Source organism: Nonomuraea sp. NPDC049725 (assembly GCF_040674795.1).
GTDB lineage: Bacteria > Actinomycetota > Actinomycetes > Streptosporangiales > Streptosporangiaceae > Nonomuraea > Nonomuraea ceibae.
In genome coordinates, this window is the sequence record NZ_JBFANJ010000009.1 from 271,759 (window position 1) to 293,475 (window position 21,717).

16 protein-coding genes are annotated in these 21,717 nt (G+C 71.6%); 9 read left to right on the forward strand and 7 right to left on the reverse strand.

What is annotated here, in order from left to right:
- Positions 1–12: 12 nt before the first annotated feature.
- On the forward strand, positions 13–978 hold the full coding sequence (locus tag AB0J53_RS24650; protein WP_364176144.1) for an iron-siderophore ABC transporter substrate-binding protein: 966 nt from the start codon (positions 13–15) through the stop codon (positions 976–978).
- Between the two features lie 4 nt (positions 979–982).
- Here AB0J53_RS24650 and AB0J53_RS24655 read toward each other — a convergent pair whose 3' ends face one another.
- Positions 983–2,056, reverse strand: a complete 1,074-nt coding sequence (locus AB0J53_RS24655) for a PLP-dependent cysteine synthase family protein (RefSeq protein ID WP_219506998.1) — start codon at positions 2,054–2,056, stop codon at positions 983–985.
- Between the two features lie 246 nt (positions 2,057–2,302).
- On the opposite strand from AB0J53_RS24655, the gene AB0J53_RS24660 reads away from it, so the two are divergent.
- On the forward strand, positions 2,303–2,887 hold the full coding sequence (locus AB0J53_RS24660; protein ID WP_364176147.1) for a sigma-70 family RNA polymerase sigma factor: 585 nt from the start codon (positions 2,303–2,305) through the stop codon (positions 2,885–2,887).
- A 3-nt stretch (positions 2,888–2,890) separates the two neighbouring features.
- Here the strand turns inward: AB0J53_RS24660 and AB0J53_RS24665 are convergent, their stop codons facing one another.
- Both AB0J53_RS24665 and AB0J53_RS24670 read right to left on the reverse strand, forming a co-directional pair.
- Entirely contained in the window at positions 2,891–3,835 is a 945-nt protein-coding gene (locus AB0J53_RS24665) for a sensor histidine kinase (protein ID WP_364176150.1), read from the reverse strand.
- Positions 3,836–3,862: 27 nt separating this feature from the next.
- Complete coding sequence (locus tag AB0J53_RS24670) at positions 3,863–4,696, reverse strand: DMT family transporter (protein WP_364176153.1); 834 nt, start codon at positions 4,694–4,696, stop codon at positions 3,863–3,865.
- Positions 4,697–4,789: 93 nt separating this feature from the next.
- Between AB0J53_RS24670 and AB0J53_RS24675 the strand changes: the two genes are divergently transcribed.
- The 3 genes from AB0J53_RS24675 (at position 4,790) to AB0J53_RS24685 (ending at position 7,021) form a co-directional block, all read left to right on the forward strand.
- Positions 4,790–5,365 (forward strand): helix-turn-helix domain-containing protein, encoded by a 576-nt coding sequence (locus AB0J53_RS24675; protein ID WP_219506993.1) that lies wholly within the window; start codon positions 4,790–4,792, stop codon positions 5,363–5,365.
- 206 nt (positions 5,366–5,571) lie between these two features.
- Positions 5,572–6,339: a polysaccharide deacetylase family protein gene (locus AB0J53_RS24680; RefSeq protein WP_364176156.1), complete on the forward strand. Its 768-nt coding sequence runs from the start codon at positions 5,572–5,574 to the stop codon at positions 6,337–6,339.
- 31 nt (positions 6,340–6,370) lie between these two features.
- Entirely contained in the window at positions 6,371–7,021 is a 651-nt protein-coding gene (locus AB0J53_RS24685; protein ID WP_364176159.1) for a DUF2461 domain-containing protein, read from the forward strand.
- Between the two features lie 543 nt (positions 7,022–7,564).
- On the opposite strand, the gene AB0J53_RS24690 is transcribed toward AB0J53_RS24685, so the two are convergent.
- Both AB0J53_RS24690 and typA read right to left on the reverse strand, forming a co-directional pair.
- Positions 7,565–10,087: a hypothetical protein gene (locus AB0J53_RS24690; RefSeq protein WP_364176162.1), complete on the reverse strand. Its 2,523-nt coding sequence runs from the start codon at positions 10,085–10,087 to the stop codon at positions 7,565–7,567.
- 211 nt (positions 10,088–10,298) lie between these two features.
- Complete coding sequence (gene typA / locus AB0J53_RS24695) at positions 10,299–12,149, reverse strand: translational GTPase TypA (RefSeq protein WP_357586953.1); 1,851 nt, start codon at positions 12,147–12,149, stop codon at positions 10,299–10,301.
- Between the two features lie 192 nt (positions 12,150–12,341).
- Between typA and AB0J53_RS24700 the strand changes: the two genes are divergently transcribed.
- The 4 genes from AB0J53_RS24700 (at position 12,342) to AB0J53_RS24715 (ending at position 16,874) form a co-directional block, all read left to right on the forward strand.
- On the forward strand, positions 12,342–13,085 hold the full coding sequence (locus tag AB0J53_RS24700; RefSeq protein ID WP_364176166.1) for an AMP-binding protein: 744 nt from the start codon (positions 12,342–12,344) through the stop codon (positions 13,083–13,085).
- Between the two features lie 112 nt (positions 13,086–13,197).
- Positions 13,198–15,663, forward strand: coding sequence for a LuxR C-terminal-related transcriptional regulator (locus AB0J53_RS24705; RefSeq protein ID WP_364176169.1), 2,466 nt, complete (start codon positions 13,198–13,200; stop codon positions 15,661–15,663).
- A 58-nt stretch (positions 15,664–15,721) separates the two neighbouring features.
- Entirely contained in the window at positions 15,722–16,084 is a 363-nt protein-coding gene (locus AB0J53_RS24710; RefSeq protein WP_219506974.1) for an AMP-binding protein, read from the forward strand.
- A gap of 10 nt (positions 16,085–16,094) precedes the next feature.
- Positions 16,095–16,874, forward strand: a complete 780-nt coding sequence (locus AB0J53_RS24715) for an alpha/beta fold hydrolase (RefSeq protein ID WP_364176173.1) — start codon at positions 16,095–16,097, stop codon at positions 16,872–16,874.
- 153 nt (positions 16,875–17,027) lie between these two features.
- On the opposite strand, the gene AB0J53_RS24720 is transcribed toward AB0J53_RS24715, so the two are convergent.
- Both AB0J53_RS24720 and AB0J53_RS24725 read right to left on the reverse strand, forming a co-directional pair.
- A complete protein-coding gene (locus AB0J53_RS24720) occupies positions 17,028–18,461 on the reverse strand; it encodes an aldehyde dehydrogenase (RefSeq protein ID WP_219506973.1) in 1,434 nt (477 codons plus the stop codon).
- Positions 18,462–18,566: 105 nt separating this feature from the next.
- Positions 18,567–21,578 (reverse strand): M14 family zinc carboxypeptidase, encoded by a 3,012-nt coding sequence (locus AB0J53_RS24725; protein ID WP_364176176.1) that lies wholly within the window; start codon positions 21,576–21,578, stop codon positions 18,567–18,569.
- Between the last annotated feature and the right edge of the window lie 139 nt (positions 21,579–21,717).

Sequence of the window (21,717 nt, forward strand, 5' to 3'; positions counted from 1 at the left end):
GAAAGGGTTCCGATGAGATCGTTGCGCGCGCTGGTGGGCGCCGTCCTGGTGGCCGGGCTGGCCGCCTGCGGTGCGAGCGAGCCTGCGGCCACCACGCAGAAGGCCGCCGAGCCGTTCCGCACCATCAAGCACGCGATGGGCGAGACCGTCATCCCCACCCAGCCCAAGCGGGTCGTCGCGCTCGACCAGAGCTTCGTCGACGCCGTGCTCACGCTGGAGACGCCCGTGGTGGGCTACACCACCTACCGGGCCATCGACGACAAGCTGCCCGACTACCTGGGGCCGGCCCTGGCGCAGTACGGCAAGGAGGCCACCTCCGTCGGCACGCTGGAGCAGCCGAGCCTGGAGAAGGTCATGGCGCTCAAGCCCGACCTGATCGTCTCGGCCAAGGTCCGCCACGAGGCCCTGTACGACAAGCTCTCCAAGATCGCCCCGACCGTCTTCAGCGAGACGACCGGCGCCATCTGGAAGGACAACCTGCGCCTCGTCGGGCAGGCCCTCGGCAAGGAGGACCTCGCCGACACCAGGATCAAGGAGTACGAGGACCGCGCCGGCAAGATCGGCGCCGCGATCAAGGAGAAGGACGGGAAGCTGCCGACGGTCTCGGTCGTGCGGTTCGCCGGTGAGCCCACCGCCCGCCTCTACGTGGAGAACTCCTACTCCGGCCTGGTCCTGAAGGACGTCGGCTTTCCCCGCCCGGAGGGCCAGCCGAGCACCACGGAGACGATCATGGTGGAGATCAGCGAGGAGCGGATCGCGGACGTGGACGCCGACCACATCTTCGTCGCCACCTACCCGGACCCGACGGCCGACGAGCCCAAGGCCAAGTTCACCGGAAACCCGCTGTGGGGCAAGCTCAAGGGCGTCAAGCACGAGGTCAGCGACCTGACGTGGATGAGCGCCGTGGGGCTCCAGGGCGCTCACAGCATGCTCGACGACCTGGCCGGCTTCTTCAAGGTGGACCCGGCCAAGGCGTGACGGTCTAGCTGGGCAGGAACGCGCGCAGGTCGGCCAGGTGGGGCTCGATGTCGAGGCCCTGGCCGGCCAGCCACGCGGGGTCGCCGTAGGTGCCCCGGTAGCGGTCGCCGCTGTCGCAGATCAGCGTGACGACGCTGCCCCGCTCACCGGCCTCGCGCATCTCCCTGATGAGCTCCACGCAGGCGGCCACGTTGGTCCCGGTGGAGCCGCCCACGTCGCGGCCGGTGACCTCGCGCACCCAGTGCATGGCCGCGATCGAGCGGGCGTCGGGCACGGCGACCATCCGGTCGATGACCGTCGGCTGGAACGACGGCTCGACGCGCGGCCGTCCGATGCCCTCGATGCGCGAGCCGGGCGCGGTGGCCGCGCCGTCGCCCGACACCCAGCTCGGGTAGAACGCCGAGCCCTCAGGGTCGACGACGGCCAGCCGGGTGGCGTGACATCGGTAGCGGATGTAGCGGCCGATCGTCGAGGAGGTGCCGCCGGTGCCCGCGCCGACCACGATCCAGGCGGGCTCCGGGTACGGCTCCATCGCCATCTGGTTGTAGATCGACTCGGCGATGTTGTTGTTGCCGCGCCAGTCGGTGGCCCGCTCGGCGTAGGTGAACTGGTCCATGAAGTGGCCGCCGGTCTCGGCCGCCAGCCGCCGGGACTCGGCGTAGATCGTGCCGGGGTCGCTGACCAGATGGCACTTGCCGCCGTGGAACTCGATCAGGTGGATCTTCTCCGGCGACGTGGACGCGGGCATGACCGCGATGAACGGCAGGCCGAGCAGCCGGGCGAAGTACGCCTCGCTCACGGCGGTGGAGCCGCTGGACGCCTCGACGATCGTGGTGCGGGGGCCGATCCAGCCGTTCGCCAGCCCGTACAGGAAAAGTGAGCGAGCCAGCCGGTGTTTCAGTGAACCGGTGGGGTGCACCGACTCGTCTTTCAGATAGAGGTTTACCCCCCAGTGCGAGGGCAGCGGAAAGACGTGCAGGTGAGTATCGCAACTACGGTTGGCGTCGGCCTCCACCTTGCGGATGGCCTCCGCCACCCACGACCGAGTCCCCGAGTCATGCCGGTCCAGGTATTCCATGGCCCATACGCTATCCCATGTGAAGCTGGCCACACTTTGCGGAAAATTGAGGGGATAGTGTTATGATTATGAAATCTGTCCGGCCGTGGACGTGATGACGCACGCCGCGAGCAGATGGACTGTTCACCCCGCTGACCAGTGCGGAAGCCCTAACGCGGCCCTTACGAGGGGCCTGGGAGCATGGAATCGCTGTCAGACGGCTGGATGCCGACGGGGGATAGCGCAAGGGGGAATGAATTGATCACCATGACCGATGAGCAGCGTCAGGACTGGTTCGAGCGCGACGTCGTGCCCGTCACGTCGCAGCTGTTCGCCTCCGCCATGCGTCTGACCCGCAACACCGCCGACGCCGAGGACCTCGTGCAGGAGACCGTGGCCAAGGCCTACACCTCCTACCACCAGTTCCGTGAGGGCACCAACCTCAAGGCCTGGCTGCACCGGATCCTCACCAACAACTTCATCAACGACTATCGCAAGAAGCAGCGTTCACCGAAGTTGTCGGCGGCCGAGGACATCGAGGACTGGCAGCTGCACGCCGCCGAGTCCCACACCTCGACGGGTCTGCGCTCGGCCGAGAACGAGGCGCTCGACCGGCTGCCCGACAACGTGGTGATGAACGCGCTGCGCTCGCTGCCCGAGGACTTCCGGATCGCCGTCTACCTCGCCGACGTCGAAGGCTTCCCGTACAAGGAGATCGCCGACCGGATGGGCACGCCCATCGGCACCGTCATGTCCCGGCTGCACCGGGGCCGCCGACAGCTCCGCGGCATGCTGGAGGACTACGTGCGCGAGGAGGGCGCCGTGCGGCTGCCCGCCCAGCGCGCGGCCTGACCCTCAGGGGCGCAGCCGCATGTGCAGGCGGACGCGGAGCATCCCGTCGTCCGCCCGCAGCTCGACGAGGTCGCAGAGCTGACGACTGATCCAGAGCCCGTATCCTCGCAGGGATCCGGGCTCTGGTGGTATATAGCCGGGCAACGGGTCCTCCAGCGGGCCGCCGGGGTCGCTGATCTCGCAGACGACGCCCCTGCCGCCCCTCCACATCCTGATCAGGCCGTGACCCGGCCCGTGCTCGACGCTGTTGGCGGCGATCTCCGACACGCTCAGCACCAGCGAGGCGATCAGGTCGCGGTCCATGCCGGCGGCCCCGGCGTAGCCCGCCACCTCGTGCCTGATCTCCTTGAGCCGGTCGGCGGTGAACCGCACCGAGCGCACCCGGCCGGTCGGCTCCGGGAGGGGGCCGCGGTCGCCGTTGAGCACCAGCTCGTCCGGCCTGACGTAGCGCGGGCTGGGCCGCTCGCCGCCGGGGCCGAGGATCACCGGGTGGGTCGTCTCCGCGTGACGCAGCACGTCCGCGGGCGCCGTACGCACGTCGTAGAAGCAGAGCGCGCGGGTGGGGACGCCGGACAGCGCGGTGTTGAGCACCGACTCGTAGCGGATCCACTCGCGGGTCTCGATCTCGCCCAGACCCGCCCAGACCGGCTCGCCGACCAGCAGCGTGGGCCTGCCGTGCGCGTAGTCGTAGCAGCTCGCCAGCGCGCGCTGCGGATGGACGTACCAGGAGCCCGAGTCGCGGCGGTCGACCTCGCGCCAGTCGTCGCCCAGGGCCTCGGCCAGCAGCGACAGCAGCGCCGGGCGGGTGACGACCAGCACCCGCCTGCCGCCGGCCAGCGCCTGCCGGACGCGTGGGACGGCCAGGTCGAGAAAACCCTCATCGGAGCCGTACGGCACGGCCACGTGCTGCGACGGCTCGCCGGAGGAGGGGGCCCGGTCGTGGGGCACGGGCGAAACGTAACAAGGGCGTGGCGGCTACGCAACGGCTATGAGCGCGACCGCACCCAGCGCGCATGCCACGCCGGTGAGCTGGATCGCCCTCAGCCGCTCCCCGAGCACCTGCCTGGCCAGCAGGAGCGTGCTGGCCGGGTAGAGCGAGACGAGCACCGCCACCAGGCTGAGCAGGCCGTGCTGCTTGGCCAGCAGGTAGAGCACGTTGGCGGCCATGTCGAGCACCCCGGCGGCGACGATCACGCCGAGCGAGCCCGAGCTGGGCCGCAGCGTCCGCCGCAGCGCCAGCGCGAGCAGGACCACCACCCCGATCGACGACGCCCGCGCGCCCACCAGCGGCCACAGCCCGGCCTCGTGCGGGGCCATCGCGAGCAGGATGTAGAAGCCGCCGAACCCGGCGCCGGCCGCCAGCGACGTCAGCACCGCGGCGGAGGAGCCCTTCCCGCCCGCCGTCCGCTCCTGGCTGATGAGCACCACCGAGCCGAGCGCCAGCGCGATGCCCGCCAGCGCCAGGACCTCCGGGCGCTCGCCGGTCGCCAGCCCGAACGTCACGGGCAGGGCCGCCGACGTGACCGCGGTCGTGGGCGCCACCACGGACATCACGCCGGTCGCCAGCGAGCGGTAGAAGAGCACCAGGCCCGCCGCCCCCGACAGCCCCGCCGCCAGCCCCCAGGCCAGCGCGCCGCCGCTGAGCAGGCCGGGCAGCGCCGGGAGCAGCACCAGCACGAGCGCCAGGCCCGCCACCTGGGAGAGCACGACGACGGACAGCACGCGCGAGCGTCGCGTGGCCAGCCCGCCGAAGAAGTCGGCCGTGCCGTACACCACCGCGCAGGCGGTCGCCAGGATCACCGCGGTCACGTCTTGCCTCCCTGCGAAAGTTCAATGGAGTGGACGCCTAGTACAACACACAGAGTGCACCACAGTGCAAATTCTTTCCACTACACTGCACTCGTGCAGGATCCTGAGATGATCAACCAGGCGATCGCCACCAACGTGCGCGCCCAGCGCACCCATCGGGGGCTCACGCTCGACGCGCTGGCCGCCAGGTCAGGCGTCAGCCGCGGCATGCTGGTCCAGGTCGAGCAGGGCCGCACCAACCCGAGCGTGTCCACGCTGACCCGGATCGCCTCCGCGCTCGGCGTGACCGTGGCCAGGCTCGTCGAGGTGGGCGACGTGCCGATGGTGCGGATCGTCGAGCCGGCCGACGCCGTGACCTTCCACCAGGGCGACGTGCGGGCCAAGCTGCTCGTGGGCGCCGACTCGCCGATGATCCTGGAGCTGTGGGACTGGCGGCTGGCCCCCGGCGAGCACCACGACGGCGACGCGCACCCGGCGGGCACCCGCGAGATGCTGACCGTGCTGGAGGGCGAGCTGACGCTGACCGTGCACAGCCGCGACCACGTCATCGTGGCCGACGGCGCGGTGCTCTTCACCGCCGACCGCCCCCACCGCTACTCCAACCAGGGCGATCGGGAGCTCAGGTTCGTCATGGTCGTGGCCGAGCCGCGCGACGTGGGAGACCAGTGACGCCGAAACGTCGCCATCTGGGCACCGATCCGGCTGGATGTGGCATAAGGGTGGCGCGTCGCTACCAGGAACTACGGGCTGATATCCGATCCTGGTGGGACGACCTGGCTGAGGGCGTGCGGGGGGATCTGGGCCGGGTGTTTTGGTAACCCTCCGTTCCGGTGGTTTCGGGGGGATATATGCGGGCTTGCGTGGTTTTGCTGGCCTTGGCGGTTCTTCCGGCGGGGGCCGGATGTGACGCCGCCCCCGCCCCCAAACCCCCCGAAGCCGTCCCCGCGCCGCCGTCGCTCGCCGTCGCCCCCGAATCGCTCGTCAAACGGCTGGAGGCCATGCAGCCCGCCTGGCCCAGACAGCCCGACTGCACCCACGACAAGTGCGTCGCCCTCACCTTCGACGACGGGCCCGGCGAACACACCGGCAGGCTCCTCGACATCCTGCGGGAGAAAGGCGCCAAAGCCACGTTCTTCGTCGTCGGCCAGATGGTCGCCGCCGCACACGGAGCCGCCACCGTACGCCGCATCGTCGCCGAAGGCCACGAACTGGGCAACCACTCCTGGAGCCACCCCATGCTCACCGGCCTGTCCGGGCAGCGGCTCGCCCACGAGATCGGCCACACCGGCGACCTCGTCCGGCGCGTCACCGGCGTACGCATGCGCGTCATGCGCCCGCCGTACGGGGCGACCGACCGCGCCGTCGCCGAACAGACCCGCCGCCGCGGGCTCGCCCAGATCCTCTGGAACGTCGACACCTTCGACTGGCGCGACCGGGTGCCCGCCCTCGTCGCCAAACGCGGCGCCCACGTACGGCCCGGGTCCATCGTGCTCATGCACGACATCCACCCCACGACCGTCAAGGCCGTGCCCCGGCTGCTCGACACCCTCGACCACCGCGGCTACTCGTTCGTGACCGTGACCGAACTGTACGGCGACCGGCTGCGCCCCGGCCGCAGGTACGAGCAGCTACGCCGCCGCTGAAACCGTCGGTGCCGCATGGGAGGCTGGTCACATGGGTTTCACCGGCTTCCCCGACGAGGCTTTCCTCTTCTACGAGGGGCTGGAGGCGGACAATTCGAAGACCTACTTCACCCGGCACAAGACGCTCTACGAAGAGGCCGTACGGGCACCCATGCTGGCGCTCGTGGAGGAGCTCGGGCCCGAGTTCGGCGAGGCGCACCTGTTCCGGCCCTACCGTGACGTGCGCTTCTCCAAGGACAAGACGCCCTACAAGGTCCACCAGGGCGCCTTCGTCGACCTCCTGCCCGCCATCGGCCTCTACGTCGAGATCAGCGCCGCCGGGCTCTTCGTCGCCGGCGGCCTCTACTCCCAGGCCGCCGACCAGCTCGCCCGCTACCGCGCCGCCGTCGCCGAGCCCCTGACCGGCAAGCCCCTCGACAGCATCGTCGAAACCCTGCGCGCCGGCGGCTACGAGATCGGCGGCGACCGGCTCAAGACCCGGCCGCGCGACTACCCGGCCGACCACCCCCGCATCGACCTCCTGCGCCACCGGACCCTCTACGCCGGCCGCCGCCACGACCCCGAGCCCTGGATCCACACGGCCGACGTCCTGGGGCACGTCCAGCGCTCCTGGCGCGCCTTCGGCCCCCTGGTCGACTGGCTCTGCGCCCACGTCCACACCACCACCCTCCCCCGCCGCTGACCCCAGCCGCCCGTAAGCGGCACCCACCCCCCGGGGTAGCGCCCCGGCCAATCCGCCCGCACCTCACCGGAGGAGCGGGCCGCCGGGCCGAAGGGCGGCCTCCCACGTGCGCCCGGCCCGCGCCTCCGTAAGAGGGGGAGGCGGGTCTGGGGAGGCTCGCGCCCTGTACGCCGCCGCGGTCGTGAGGGGCCCCGGCCTCCGGGAAGCGCCGCCCGTCCGGGGTGGGGGCCGTGCCCGGCGGGAGGCCCGTCGCGGCCTCCCGCGCGTGGCCCTGGCCGGGCCCGCGCCACCGTAGAGGGGCGCGGGCAGCCCCACCGGGGGGCGGCCTCTCGCGCCCCCGTCCCGCGCCTCACCGGAGGGGAGAGGCCCGCCCGACCGAAAGCGCCGCCTCCCACGTGCGGCTGGCCCGCGCCTCCGGGGAGGGAGCGGGGTCTGGGGGAGGTGCTTGACCCCGTACACCGTTGAGGTCGGGAGGCCCCGCACTCCGGGAAGCGTCGGGTCTGGGGAGAACCTCGGGAGACGGTCTCCCGGGCCCGGGGGAGGTCAGGGGCGTTGGGAGGTTTCCTGGTCGCCGCGGAGGATGCGGTCGACGGTCTGGCCGGCTGCCTGGGTGGCGGCCGTGGTGACGGCGGCGATGACGATGGCCAGCAGCGGCGTCGCCAGGCTGCGGAGGCTGCGGATGTTGCGGACGCGCCCCCACGGCTCCCCGGCGAGGTGCATGAGCCGCCACTCCCAGTAGAGCCCCAGCCCGATGCACACCAGCGCGACCTCGCCCACGACGATGGCCACGACCTGGAGTTTGGCGTCGGGCCCGATGTCGGGTTCGACCAGGGCCGACAGGTAGCCGGACAGTTCGGTGACGAGGGCGGCGGCCATGAGGTGGAGGGCCTTGGTCATGGGCTGGGTGCCGCGCACCCGCGAGTAGAAGTAGCCGAACACGAACCCGTAGGCGGGCAGCGCGATCAGCGACCGGGCTTCGAAGACGAAGCTGCTCAGGTCGAGCCCGGTCGGCAGCCCGTACACGAACAGGAACGGCAGGCTGAGCAGGAGGCTGACGACGAAGGCGTGGACGCCGTTGTGCCAGGGGGTGCATCCGGCGGAGGTGGCGAAGGCGGTCTCGGGGTGGCCGCCGTGCCGGTGGAGGGCGGTTTCGAGGGCGCGGCGCTGCTGGTCGAAGTCGTCCATGGACAGGTCGCCGTTGCCGAGTTTGCCGCGGCCGATCCGGTAGAGCTCCTGTTCGGCGACGAGCAGGAGGCGCCGGTGGAGCGCGGTGCGGATGAGGTGGCGGTGCGCGGCCTGGTCGGCGGGTTCGACGATGGAGGGGTGGGGCCGGTCGAGCAGCCAGAGGGCGGTCACCCAGGCGATGAGGGAGGTGATGGCGAGCATGGGCAGCGGCACGTTGATGTCGGCGATGGTGGCGCTGCCGCGGGGCGTCAGGTAGACGACCATGAGGCAGATGATGACGGTGGCCTGCGCGGTGTGGGAGGCGGCGCCCTCGACCGTGGCGCCGAGCCGTTTGAGGCGGAGCACGAGCAGCAGGAAGCCGAGCAGGAGCAGCCCCATGACGCCGCGGACGAGCGGGGTGAGCTGGAGGTCGCCGATGCTGGGGACCCGCTGTCCGGGCACGGCGCGGCTCCATGATCCGGCGTCGAGCCATTCGGTGGGCCAGCCCTGGACGAGGAGGCTGACGACGACGGCGACGACGACGGCGCCGCGGGTCCAGCGTTTGGTGGCGACGGCGACGGCGGCGACGGGGATGAGCGCCCAGCCGAAGGCGAGGACGAGCCTGACGCTGTCGGGCGGGTAGGCGCCGGTGATCATGGCTTTGACCCACAGGGCCAGTGCCAGCAGTCCGATGGCGGCGCCGGCGGCGAGCGCGGCGAGGCGGATGATGACGATGCGTACGCCGAGGTCGACGCTGAACGCCACGGCCGATCCGGCGGCCGTGACCGCCGCGAGGGCGCCGCCGGCCAGCAGGGTGTGGCCGGGGAGCTGGCCGTACAGGTAGGACCAGGAGAGCATGCCGATCGCGACGAGCACGCCGACGCCGGTGGCGCCGAGGACGTCGTGCGACGTCCAGCGGGGGCTGGTGGGCAGGATGCGGCTGGCGTGGCGGACGGCGAGCGCGGGCACGACGCCGAAGAGGATCACGTACGCGGGCACCGTCCAGCCTTCGGCGAGGACGGGCACGATCAGCAGGGGGGCGCAGAGCGCGAGCCCGGCGACGAGCTCGCGGTTGGGCGGGCGCAGCCACCAGCCGGTGCCGAGCGCCCGCAGCAGCATGCCGGCGAGCACGACGGCGGTGAGCAGGCCGAGCGCGGTCTCCCAGGAGAAGTCGTCCTCTTCGGGCACGTCGGGGAAGCCGTAGGAGTCCTGGGCGAGGGTGAGGCTGACGGGGTAGAGGCCGACGGTGAACTCCAGCCGCTTGGCCTCCTCGCGGTCGGGCCTGATCGACACGGCGCGGGCCACGGTCCAGTCGCCGGGCAGCACGGTGACCTTGCGGTAGACGATGAGCAGGGGCCGGGCGGTGGGGGCGTTGAAGTCGATCTGCACCAGTTCGCCGGGTTCGACCTGCCGGAGCAGGGTGACGGTGAAGCGGACGGTGGTGCGGCCGCCGGCGGTGGTGAGGACGGGAGCCAGGCGGCGGGCGGGCGCCAGCGTGGTGCCGCTGACCTTGATCGCGCCGAACCCGTCGTCGGTGAAGCGCTGCATGTCCTGGGGGAAGCCGTCGCCGCGGCGCAGCGTCTCGGCGAGGGTGTCGGACTCGTCCATCTGGAGCCGGTGCGTGATCGTGACCTTGAGCTGCCGGCGGCGTTCGTCGAGCCGGCCTTCGGGGACGGGGCCGAGGTCGTCGGGGCCGGCTCTGGCGAGGATCACCTCGGTGGCGGCCTGCCGGCCGCGTTCGACGGCGGGCGCGGCGGCGGACAGGTCCCACGGGTCGGCGGCCGCCACGGAGGGCGGCGGGTCAAGCCCGGGTACGGGCCCGGCCACCACCGTGCACCAGGCAACGGCCCCGACCGAAATCGCGGCCAGCCCGAACGCGATGACCGCCCGGATCCTCTCCACAGTTTGGATGATTCACGCGGTTGGCCGGATGTTCCATCTCATACGGTAACGGTGTGATTACAGCTGCTTCGGTCTTGACAAAGGTCCGTATTTGTCCCGCCCAAATGAGAAATCTCTCTAGTCAACCGACGTGGTTAGCTAGAGAGATTTCATGGGGAAATCAATGTTTCCCCATGTCCCGGGCCGGTCAAGCCCTAAGTCAATGCGACTGTCAAGCGCGCTTGGCGCGGGCCGCGGCACGGCCACGGGTCGCGGCGTCGAGCACCACCTTGCGGATACGGACCGCGTCAGGAGTGATTTCCACGCACTCGTCCTCGCGGATGAACTCCAGCGCCTGCTCCAGCGACAGGACGCGCGGCGGGATCACCTTCTCCGTCTCCTCGCTCGTGGAGGAGCGCATGTTGGTGAGCTTCTTCTCCTTGGTGATGTTCACGTCCATGTCGTCGGAGCGCGAGTTCTCGCCGACGATCATGCCCTCGTAGACCTCGGTGGTCGGCGACACGAACAGCGTGCCCCGCTCCTGGAGGTTGAGCATCGCGAACGCGGTGACGGGGCCGGACCGGTCGGCCACCAGCGAGCCGTTGTTGCGCGTGCGCAGCTCGCCGAACCACGGCTCGTAGGAGTCGAACACGTGGTGCACCAGGCCGGTGCCGCGCGTCTCGGTGAGGAACTCGGTGCGGAACCCGATCAGGCCGCGCGCCGGCACCACGAACTCCATCCGGATCCAGCCGGTGCCGTGGTTGGTCATGTGCTCCATGCGGCCCTTGCGGACGGCCAGGAGCTGGGTGACCGAGCCGAGGTAGTCCTCGGGGCAGTCGACGGTCAGGCGCTCGACCGGCTCGTGCACCTTGCCGTCGATGACCTTGGTGACGACCTGCGGCTTGCCGACGGTCAGCTCGTAGCCCTCGCGGCGCATCTGCTCGACCAGGATGGCCAGCGCCAGCTCGCCACGGCCCTGCACCTCCCAGGCGTCGGGCCGCTCGGTGGGCAGCACGCGCAGCGAGACGTTGCCGACGAGCTCCTTCTCCAGGCGGTCCTTGACCATGCGGGCGGTGACCTTCGAGCCCTTGACCTTGCCGACGAGCGGCGAGGTGTTGGTGCCGATGGTCATCGAGATGGCCGGCTCGTCGACGGTGATGAGCGGCAGCGGGCGCGGGTCGTCGGGGTCGGCCAGCGTCTCACCGATCATGATCTCCGGGATGCCCGCGATGGCGATGATGTCGCCGGGCCCGGCCTCCTCGGCGGGCTTGCGCTCCAGCGCCTCGGTCATCAGCAGCTCGGTGATCTTGACCTTCTGGATCGAGCCGTCGGTGCGGCACCAGGCCACCTGCTGACCCTTGCGCATCACGCCCTGGTGGATCCGGCACAGCGCGATGCGGCCCAGGTAGGAGGACGCGTCGAGGTTGGTGACGTGCGCCTGGAGCGGCGCGGCCGGGTCGTAGGTGGGCGCCGGGATCGTCGACTTGATGATGTCGAACAGCGGCTCGAGGTCGGTGGAGTCGGGCATGCCGCCGTCCTCGGGACGCGCCAGCGACGCCCGCCCCGCCTTCGCGGAGGCGTACACGATCGGGAAGTCGATCTGGTCCTCGGTCGCGTCGAGGTCCATGAAGAGCTCGTAGACCTCGTCCACGACCTCCTTGATGCGCGCGTCGGGCCGGTCGACCTTGTTGATGCACAGGATGACCGGCATCTTGGCCGACAGCGCCTTGCGCAGCACGAACCGGGTCTGCGGCAGCGGCCCCTCGGAGGCGTCGACCAGCAGCACCACGCCGTCGACCATCGACAGGCCGCGCTCGACCTCGCCGCCGAAGTCGGCGTGGCCCGGCGTGTCGATGATGTTGATGGTCATCCCGCCGTGCTGGACGGCGGTGTTCTTCGCGAGAATGGTGATGCCCTTCTCGCGTTCGAGGTCGTTGGAGTCCATGACGCGGTCATCGACATCCTGGTTCGCGCGGAATGCCCCGGACTGCCAGAGCATGGCGTCGACGAGCGTGGTCTTGCCATGGTCGACGTGCGCGATGATCGCGATGTTCCGCAGGTCGTCGCGGCTGTTCAAAGGCATGATGAGGTCTCGCTCTGTGTTCGTGGAGGCGGCCGCGCGATGTCGCGACCTTATAAGTCTAGTTGATCCCCTCGAATGGCAAGAGCAGGACCACCTGACGGGTGGGCGTACACATGGTGATGCCGCGACATACATATGGTGTTGCACATTTGTGCGCATGGCGAAGCCCGCCGGGGTCCCTACATTGACCGCATGACCTGGTCTGAACTGGTGATGGGGGCGGCGCCGAGGCGAGGTGACCGGCCGGCCGTGAGCGACGTCCGCAGCGGTGAGGTGCTGTCTTACGCGGTCTTCGCGAGCCGGGTCAAGCAGGTGGCGGCCGGTCTGCATCGCCACGGACTGCGGCGCGGCGAGCGCGTGCTGGTGCGCCTGCCCGTCGGGGCGTCGCTCCCCGTCGCCGTCCACGGCGTCGCCTGGGCGGGCGGCATCGCCTCGCTCGACGCCTCCGCCGACGCGCGGCTCGTGATCGGTCAGGGGCCGACCGACGCCGCCGCCGCGGGGGGAGCGCAGCGGGTCTTCGCGGTGCGGGCCGAGCCAGGGGCTCCGCCGTTCGGCGAGCTGCGCGGGCACGGCGAGCTGGAGTTCGGGCCGCTGGCGGGGCCGGCGCTGGCGCTGGGCGGCCGGGTGTTCGACCACACCGAGCTGGGCCGCGACCTGCGCGTGCTGCCCGCCCGGCTGAGCGTGAGAAGCAGCGACGTGGTGCTGGCGGCGGTCAGCGACGTCTTCACCGGGCTGCGGCTGCTCGACCTGGCGCTGATGGTGGGCGCGCACGTCGTGGTCGCCCACGAGCCGACGCTGATCGGCTGCCGGGTGCTGGCCCAGGAGCGCCGCGCCACGCTCGCCGTCGCCCCCCACGACCTGGCCAAGCGCCTCCTGGGCGACTCGTCGCTGCGGGTGTTGGACGAACGGGCCCTGGTCGACTCCCTCATCCCCTAGCGGACTTCCTCATCCCCTAGAAGGCTCGGCCATCCCCTGGAAAGCTGGCTCGTCGCGTGGAAAGTGTCACACTGTGGGAGAGTGTGATCCTTCCGCGACGCAGGGTGACCACATGCGAGAAGCCCCCCGGCACAACCTCCCGGCGGAGCCCAACAGCTTCGTCGGCCGCGAGCGCGACATCGGCGAGCTGTGCCGGCTCGTCGGAGACGCCCGCCTGGTGACGCTGTGCGGCATCGGCGGCATCGGCAAGACCCGGCTGGCGCTGCGGGTGGCCGCGCAGTGCGCGCCCGCCTACCCGGAGGGCGTGTGGCTGGCCGAGCTGGCCAGGATCAGCCGGCCCGAGCTGGTCGTGCGCGAGATCGCCCGCGCGCTGGGCGTGCGGGAGGAGCGCGGCAGGCCGCTGCTGGGCACCGTCGCCGCCCGGCTGCGCGACGGGCGCTGCCTGCTCGTGCTCGACAACTGCGAGCACCTGATCGACGAGTGCGCCGAGGTGGCCGCCGCGCTGCTGGCCTCCTGGGACGAGCTGGCGATCCTGGCCACCAGCCGCGAGCCGCTGCGCATCGCGGGCGAGCTCGTCTGGCGGGTGCCGCCGCTCGACCTGCCCGAGGGCGCGCAGGCGCGGGCCGAGTCGGTGCGGCTCTTCCTGGACCGGGCCGCCGCCGCGGGCACCCGGCTGGACGACGGCAGCCTGCCCGACGTCGTACGGCTGTGCCGGGAGCTCGACGGGCTGCCGCTGGCGCTGGAGCTGGCGGCGGCCCGCACCAGCCTGCTCAGCCCCGGCCAGATCGCCGACCGCGTCCACGACCGGTTCTCGCTGCTCACGACCGGCGAGCGCACCGCCCCGGCCCGGCAGCGCACGCTGCTGGCGGCCGTCGAGTGGAGCTACGACCTGCTGTCGGAGCGCGAGCAGGTGCTGCTGCGCAGGCTGTCGGTGTTCGCCGGGCCGTTCGACCTGGACCTGGCCGAACAGGTGTGCGGCGGCCCGCCGATCGCCGGGTCCGAGCTGGTCGACCTGCTGGGCGCGCTGGTGGACAAGTCGCTGGTGCTCTGCGACGAGTCGCGCAGCCACTACCGCCTGCTGGCCACCATCCGCCACTACGCGGCCGGGCTGCTGCGGGAGGCCGGCGAGCACGACGCGCTGCGGGAGCGCCACCTGGCCGTGCTGTGCGAGCTGCAGGAGCGTTACTTCGCCACCGAGCTGGTCGAGCCCGGCGTGCCGTGGCCGCGCCGGCTGGAGGCGCTGACGCGCAGCCGCGGCCTGCTCGACGACCAGCGGGCCGCGCTCGACTGGGCCGCCGAGTCCGGCGACGTCGACCGGGCGCTGCGGCTCTGCTCGACCAGCACGGGGCTGCTGCCGGTCAGCGGCAACCCGCTGGAGATCGTCGGGTGGATCGAGCGGCTGCTGGCGCTCGACCTGAGCGGCGTGACGCCCGGCCGCGTCGCCCAGGCCGACGGGTTCCTCGCCTACGGATTGGAGGCCAGGGACGAGCTGGGCCGCTCGCTGGAGTACGCGCTGCGCAGCCTGGAGGACCTGGACGAGGGCTTCCAGCGGTGCGTCATGCACAGCCTGCTCGTCATGGTGCTGCTGCGCATGGGCCGGGCAGGCGAGGCCGCCCACCACGCCGAGCTCGGCCTGGCGCTGGCCACGGCGGCCGGCGACACGTGGAACCAGGCGGCCGGGCTGGCGGGCCTGTCGGCGGTCGCGCTGGTCCGCGGCCGGTTGCGCGAGGCGCAGCGGCACGGTGACGAGGCGCTGGCCAGGGCGTGCGAGCACGGCCACCGGTGGATCATGGCCAGGGCCGCCACCCAGCTCGGCGCGGTGGCCGAGGCGCGCGGCGACCTGGCGACCGCCAAGGCCCGCTATGAGCTGGCCGTGCCCTGGCTGGACGAGCTGGGCGGCGGCGTCGACCTGGCGCGCGTGCTGGCCAGGATCGGGCGGGTGGCGGCGCTGCTGGGGGAGTTCGCGACGGCGCGCGAGCGGCTGGCGGCGAGCCTGGAGCTGAGCAGGCGCACCGGCCAGCGCCAGGGGGTGGCCCGCTGCCTGGTGGGGCTGTCGGTGCTGGCCGAGGCCGAGGGCGACCTGGAGAGCGCGGTGCCTGCCGCGGCGGCGGCCGCCGCGCTGCGCGAGTCGATCGGGCAGCGGTCGGGCACGGCCCGGATCGAGGAGCTGCTGGGCCGCGCCCGCGCCAAGCTCGGCGAGGGCCGCACGACCGCGCTGTGGGCGCGGGGCGGGCGGATGAGCCCCGACGACGCCGCGCGGCTCGTCCTGGAGGGCGTCCGGCCCCCCGAGGCCGACCCGGGCCCGCCTGCCCCGCCGGGCGCCATGCCACTGGCCATCACCCCGTCGGCCGCCGGCCCGCTGGTCGCGGCGCTGCCGGTCGGTCACTCGCCGCTGACCGCCCGCGAGCGGGAGATCGCCGGGCTGCTCACCGGCGGCCTGTCCAACCGGGCGATCGCCGAAGAACTGGTGATCAGCCCGGCGACGGTGGCGCGGCACATCGCCAACATCATGGAGAAACTCGGCTACACCTCCCGCGCGCAGATCGCCGTTTGGGCGGCCGAGCAGCCTTCTGCATAGGGATCTGCATATTCCGCCCCATGTATCCGGGGGAGCGGCCTGCCTAACGTTGGCCCGTATGGAGCGCATCGTCATGGTCGATCCCGGCACCGGCCGGACCATCACCGAACGGCAGCTCGACGAGAGGTCGGCGGCGGCGGCCGTCGTGCTGCGGCGGCGCGGGGTGCGCGCGGGCGACACGGTCCTCGTCTGCCTGCCGGTGGGCCCTGACCTGCTGGTGGCGGCCGACGCGGTGATCGCCGCGGGCGGGATCGCCTGGCCGGTGTCGCCGGACCTGGAGCCCGGCCTGCTGCGCGACCGGATCCGGGCCAGCCGCGCCCGCGTCCTGATCACGGATCTGGTCGCGGTCAGGGAGGCGGCCGACGAGTCGCGCGTACGGGTCGTGCTGGGCGTCGCCGACCTGCGTGACGGCCCGTTCTAAGCTCGGGTGCATGCCTTTCGCGCCCCACTTCCCCGTCATGCTCAGGACCGAGGACGGCGTCCGGATCGACGCCGCGCACACGGCGCCCACCGGGGCGGCGGCGGCCGGCCAGGAGATCGGCCAGGAGATCGGCATCGTGGTGGCCCACGGGTTCACCGGGTCGTGGCGGGAGCGCACGGCGCGCCGCATCGTGCACGTGCTGAGCGAGACCGGCGGGGTGGTGGCGTTCGACTTCCGCGGCCACGGGCGCTCCGGCGGCCGGAGCACGGTGGGGGACCTGGAGATCCTCGACGTGGACGCCGCCGTGCGGCACGCCCGGGTGATCGGCTACCGGCGGATCGCCGTGGTGGGGTTCTCCATGGGCGCGGCGGTGGCCGTGCGGCACGCGGCGCTGCGCGGCGGCGTGGACGCGGTGGTGGCGGTGAGCGGCCCGGCGCGCTGGTACTACCGGGGCACCCGGCCGATGCGGCAGGTGCACTGGGCCATCGAGCGGCCGGTGGGCCGGTGGGCGGCGCGGATGGCGAAGCGGACCAGGATCTCCAGCGGCCGGTGGGACCCGCTGCCGATGCCGCCGCACGAGGCCGCGGCGCTGATCTCGCCGGTGCCGCTGCTGGTCGTGCACGGCGACGCCGACGCGTTCTTCCCGCTGGACCACGCGCACCAGCTCCACGAGGGCGCGCGGGAGCCGAAGGAGCTCTGGATCGAGCCCGGCTTCGGCCATGCGGAGTCCGCGGCGACCCCCGAACTCATCCGTCGCATCGGAAAGTGGATCTCTTCCAACTTTTCCTGAGTAATAAGCGTCTACCTAGGGCGGAAGGTAAGAATCCGCCAGGAGAAAGTCCCTGGGGAAGGAAACCGCCGCCGGTGGTGGACTGGGACATACTTCTTGTAGTCGGTCGGTGGCCCAGCGTTGCGGGGGCTCGCTGGGCCACCACCGGCGTCGTCAGCCGAGCCGCGCGATCGTCTTGTGCTCCAGATAGCCGGCCAGCCCCTCGGGGCCGAGCTCGCGGCCGACGCCGCTCGCCTTGTAGCCGCCGAAGGGCACGTTCGGCTCGATCATGTAGCAGTTGACGCCGTACGTCCCGGTGCGGACCTGGCGGGCCACCTCCATGCCGTGGTCGGCGTCGGCGGTCCAGACCGTCCCGGCCAGGCCGTAGTCGCTGTCGTTGGCGATCCTGATCGCGTCGGCCTCGTCCTCGTACGGGATCACCGCCAGGACCGGGCCGAAGATCTCCTCGCGGGCGATGCGCATGTCGTTGGAGACGCCGGCGAAGACGGTCGGCGCCACGTACCAGCCGCGGTCGTAGGGCCGGTCCAGGCCGCCGACGACGACCTTGGCGCCTTCCTCCATGCCCGCCCTGATGTAGCCCTCGACGCGCTCCTGCTGCCGCCGGGCGACCAGCGGGCCGATGCCCGTGGCCGGGTCGGCGGGGTCGCCGACGGCCTGGGAGGTGACCATGCCGGCCACCGCCTCCACGACCTCGTCGTAGCGGTTGCGCGAGGCCAGGATGCGGGTCTGCGCCACGCACGCCTGGCCGTTGTTCATCAGCGAGGCGATCGCCAGCATGCCCATCGACGAGGGCAGGTCGGCGTCGTCCAGCACGATGGCCGCCGACTTGCCGCCCAGCTCCAGGCTGACGCGCTTGAGCTGCTCGCCGCAGATCGAGGCGATGCGGCGGCCCGCCGCGGTGGACCCGGTGAACGCCACCTTGTCCACGCCCGGGTGGGACACCAGGTGCTCGCTGACCTCGCGGCCTGCGGGCACGATGTTGAGCACGCCCGCCGGGATGCCGGCCTCCTGGACCATCTCGGCCAGCAGGTAGGCGTCCAGCGGCGTCTCGGGGGCGGGCTTGAGCACGATCGCGCACCCGGCCAGCAGCGCGGGCGCGACCTTGGTCATGGTGACGAACTGCGGGACGTTCCACGGCACCACGGCCGCCACCACGCCCACCGGCTCGCGCCGCACGGTCACCGGCCCGAACAGGCCGGGCCGCTGCTCCTCCTGCTCGAAGGTGCGGCCGTACTCGGCGTAGTACTGCAGCATGGCGAGCGGCTGCGGCGCCTGGGCGAGGTTGGAGAACGTGATCGGCGAGCCCATCTCCTCGGTGATGAGCGCGGCCAGCTCGCCCTGCCGGGCGGTGTAGATCTCGGCCAGCCTGCCGATCGCCTCGGCCCGTTCGGCGAAGCTCAGGCGGGGCCACGGCCCGTGGTCGAACGCCTCCCGGGCGGCGGCGACGGCCCGGTTCACGTCCTCGGCCGTGCCGTCGGGGACCTGGCCGACGACCTCCTCGGTGTGGGGGGAGATGACGTCGATCGTCCCGGTGCCCGCCGGGGCCACCCATTCGCCCCCGATGAACAGCTTGTCGTGCCGGCGCATGTCGTGTGCCTCCTGCTTGACCGGTGGTGATGCTCTCGACCGAACCATGTTCTGTCCGGGCGCGCAAGAGGGGCGCGGCACCGCGTGCCGCGCCCCTCATCACGGTCAGCGCCGGCTGCCCAGCAGGTGCTGCATCGACCGCTTCACCAGGTCGGCCCGCGCGGCCTGATCGACCACGCTCTCAGCGCCGAACCCCAGGTAGACGGTGTCCTTCGTGACGATGCCCGCGCCCTCCTCGAAGACCTGGTCGGTGCGGAACCAGTTGTTGATCGACGGCGCGCTGCCCTCCGGCGGCCCGGCCACGGTCCAGCCGCCCAGGTCCGACTCGAACGACGTCTCCTCGGCCGTCGCCCCGTCCAGCGTCACCGTGGCGTCGTCGAGGAACACGCCGGCGCCCTGGGTGCCCCAGTCGCTCACGTACGAGATCGACAGCTCGACCGTCTTGCCCGCGTACGGGGTCAGGTCGATCTTCCACTGCTGCCAGCCGCCCGAGTTGCCGGAGGCCGCGTTCCAGGAGCCGGACGTGCCGGTCGACTCGCACTGCGGACCCTGGTAGCGCAGGACGTGCGGGTGGATGTCGCTCCAGCCCGACTGGCAGCTGCTGCCGGTCGCCTGCGTGGTGTGCCCGTTGGCGTCGGGCAGCGTCGTCCAGTCGTCGCCGCCCGCCGTCCTGGCCTCCACCATGAGGTGGTCCCAGGCGGACTCGGTGTCGTAGGAGGTCCAGAACGTCAGCTCGCCGCTGCTCTTGCCGGTCAGGTCGACGGTCCTGGTCAGCCGCTTCCACGACACGTCGGCGATGCCGCTGTAGACGTCCCACGAGCCGGTGTGCGGGTCGAACGGGCCGCCGGGCCGCACCCACTTGACCGGCGCCGAGCTGGCGAACAGCGGGAACTGATCCGGCGGCAGGATCGCCGAGGTGGCCACGAACGAGTTCGTGTGCACGTCCGGCTCCAGCGTGGCGGAGAAGCCCTCGAACCGGCCGCCGGTCCCGCCCAGCGCGAACGGCTGCCCGGCCGCGTCGCTGCCCGCGTTGTCGAAGAACACGTACGCGCCCAGCCAGTACTGCTGGAAGTCGTTGAACACCGGGATGCACGGCGGGTCGCTCGGCTCGCCGCACTCCGGCCGCGCCGGCTGGTCGGGCTGGTAGTAGTAGGACCCGTTGGCGTTGGCCGCGTAGGACGGGTACTTGCCCGCGTGCAGCAGCTTGCCGCCCTCGTTCAGATAGTCGCGCACGGCCAGCTCGACGTCCACGCCCGCCTTGGAGGTGGTGCCGGGGGCCTGGCCCACGCTGCGCGGGATGATGTCGTCGCCGGTCTCCCAGACGACCGCGTCGTAGTGGCTCAGCACGCCCAGCGGGTGCGGCGCCTTCCGGTCGTTCCTGTCCATGTCGTACACGTCGGAGCTGTAACCCGCCTCGTCGAGCGCCTTGGCGTACTCGTCGGCGTACTTGGCCTCGGTCACGCCCTGCGCCGGGCTGATCCCCGTCACGTCCTCGGCCGCCAGCACCAGCACCTTGCCGCCGATGTCCGCGGCCACCTCGTACGTGAACGCGTCGCTCTTCTTGCCGAACGCGCTGAACCAGACCTCCACCTTGTCGCCCGGCCGGGTGCCCGTGACCGTGCCGCGCATCCGGTGGTAGTAGCGGTCGTAGCCGTCGCCGTAGCGCTCGCCGCCGCGCCACTCGCGCGTCAGGACGGTCTTCGTACGGCCCCCGTTGACCCGGTAGCTGAGGAAGACCGGGCCGAGCTTGCGCTTGGCGTTGACCTGGACGGCCTGGGTGCGGCCGTGGCTGGTGCCGAAGGCGTCCACGACGAAGTCCGGCGTCCTGTTGCCCAGGTGGGTGACCGGCTCCACCGGGTTGACGGCCGAGCGCGCCACGTCGAGCGCGAACGGCAGGTTGCGCTCGAACTCGGCCTGCACCAGCGCCTCGTCGTCGGGGAAGACGAAGCCGCAGCCGTCGCAGCCCTCGTTGAGCTCCGGGGTCCACGACAGCGTGCCGTACTGGCGGTGCGCGTGGTCGTTGGTGTCGCCGTTCGTCGTGTAGAGCTCGGCGCCCAGGTCAGGGTCGAAGCCGGGCACCGCGGGCCGGTCGTCGGTGCCGGTCAGCGCCTCGTAGATCGGGTTGTCGGCCGTCTCCGTGGCGATCTGGAAGCCGCTCGGGTAGAGCAGCAGCGGCCCGAAGGAGTGGTAGTTGAGCTGCGTCTCGAACCGGACGCGCCGCATCAGCCCGTCCATGGCCCTGGTCTCCGGCTCGCTGGCCGGGCCGGCGCCCCGGTAGGTCTCGCTGCTCGGGATGGAGGAGGAGCCCTCCTCGTCGTAGTGGAAGTTCGTGGGGAAGTTGCGGTTGGGGTCCACGCCGTCGCCCAGCGTGATCTGCCCGTCCCCGTTCACGTCACGCAGGTTCTTGCGCCACAGCCGGTTGCCCTCGGTGAAGGTGAAGTCGTACCCGTCGGGGTTGGCCACCGGCACGAACCACAGCTCTGTCCTGTTCAGCAGGTCGCGCAGCTCGCCCTTGTGCGCCACCACGTGCTTGAGCAGCCGCATGTCCACCTCGGTGGCGATCCACTCGCGGGCGTGCTGGGTGGCGGAGAACAGCGAGGCGGGCTTGATCCCGTCGGGCAGCAGCCGGGCCATCGTGCTGACCTTGGCGGCGAGGATGTCCTGGCCCCGGACGGTCTTGCCGATCGACTGGAGCTTCACGACGTCCTTGTTGGCGTCGGCGATGGCCCTGAGCTGGTCGGCGATGCCGCCGGGCTCGGAGTACGACCTGAAGACGGTGTAGCCGCCGGCCGCCTGGGTCCTGGCGGCCTCCAGCTGGGTCTGACCCTGGGGGTTGCGCACCGGCTCGGGCTTGAGGCCGAGCTTCTTCAGCCCGGCCAGGTCGGCCTGGGCGGCGGTCAGTTCGACGTGCTCCCGACCGTCCTTGATCTCCTGCTGGACGACGTCGAAGCCCTGCTCCCGGAGGGTCTGGGCGGTGCCCGGCGGGCTGTCGAGCTGGTAGAGCTCGATCCTGTCGCCGGGCGGCAGCGGGTCCACGGCCGCCTGGGCTTCCAGGGCGACCATGGACGTGGCTAAGCCGATGATGACGGCTGAGACGATGGTGAGTGATCGAGACACGGGTCTGCCCCTTCGCAGAGACGAGTTCGACCGCCATCTCAATCCGGGTTCACGCTCTCGGCAAGGCCCAACTTTATATAACGCTTATATCGGACAAATGGGCACTTGGAGGGTCAATGAGGCACGAGTTCCACTGTTC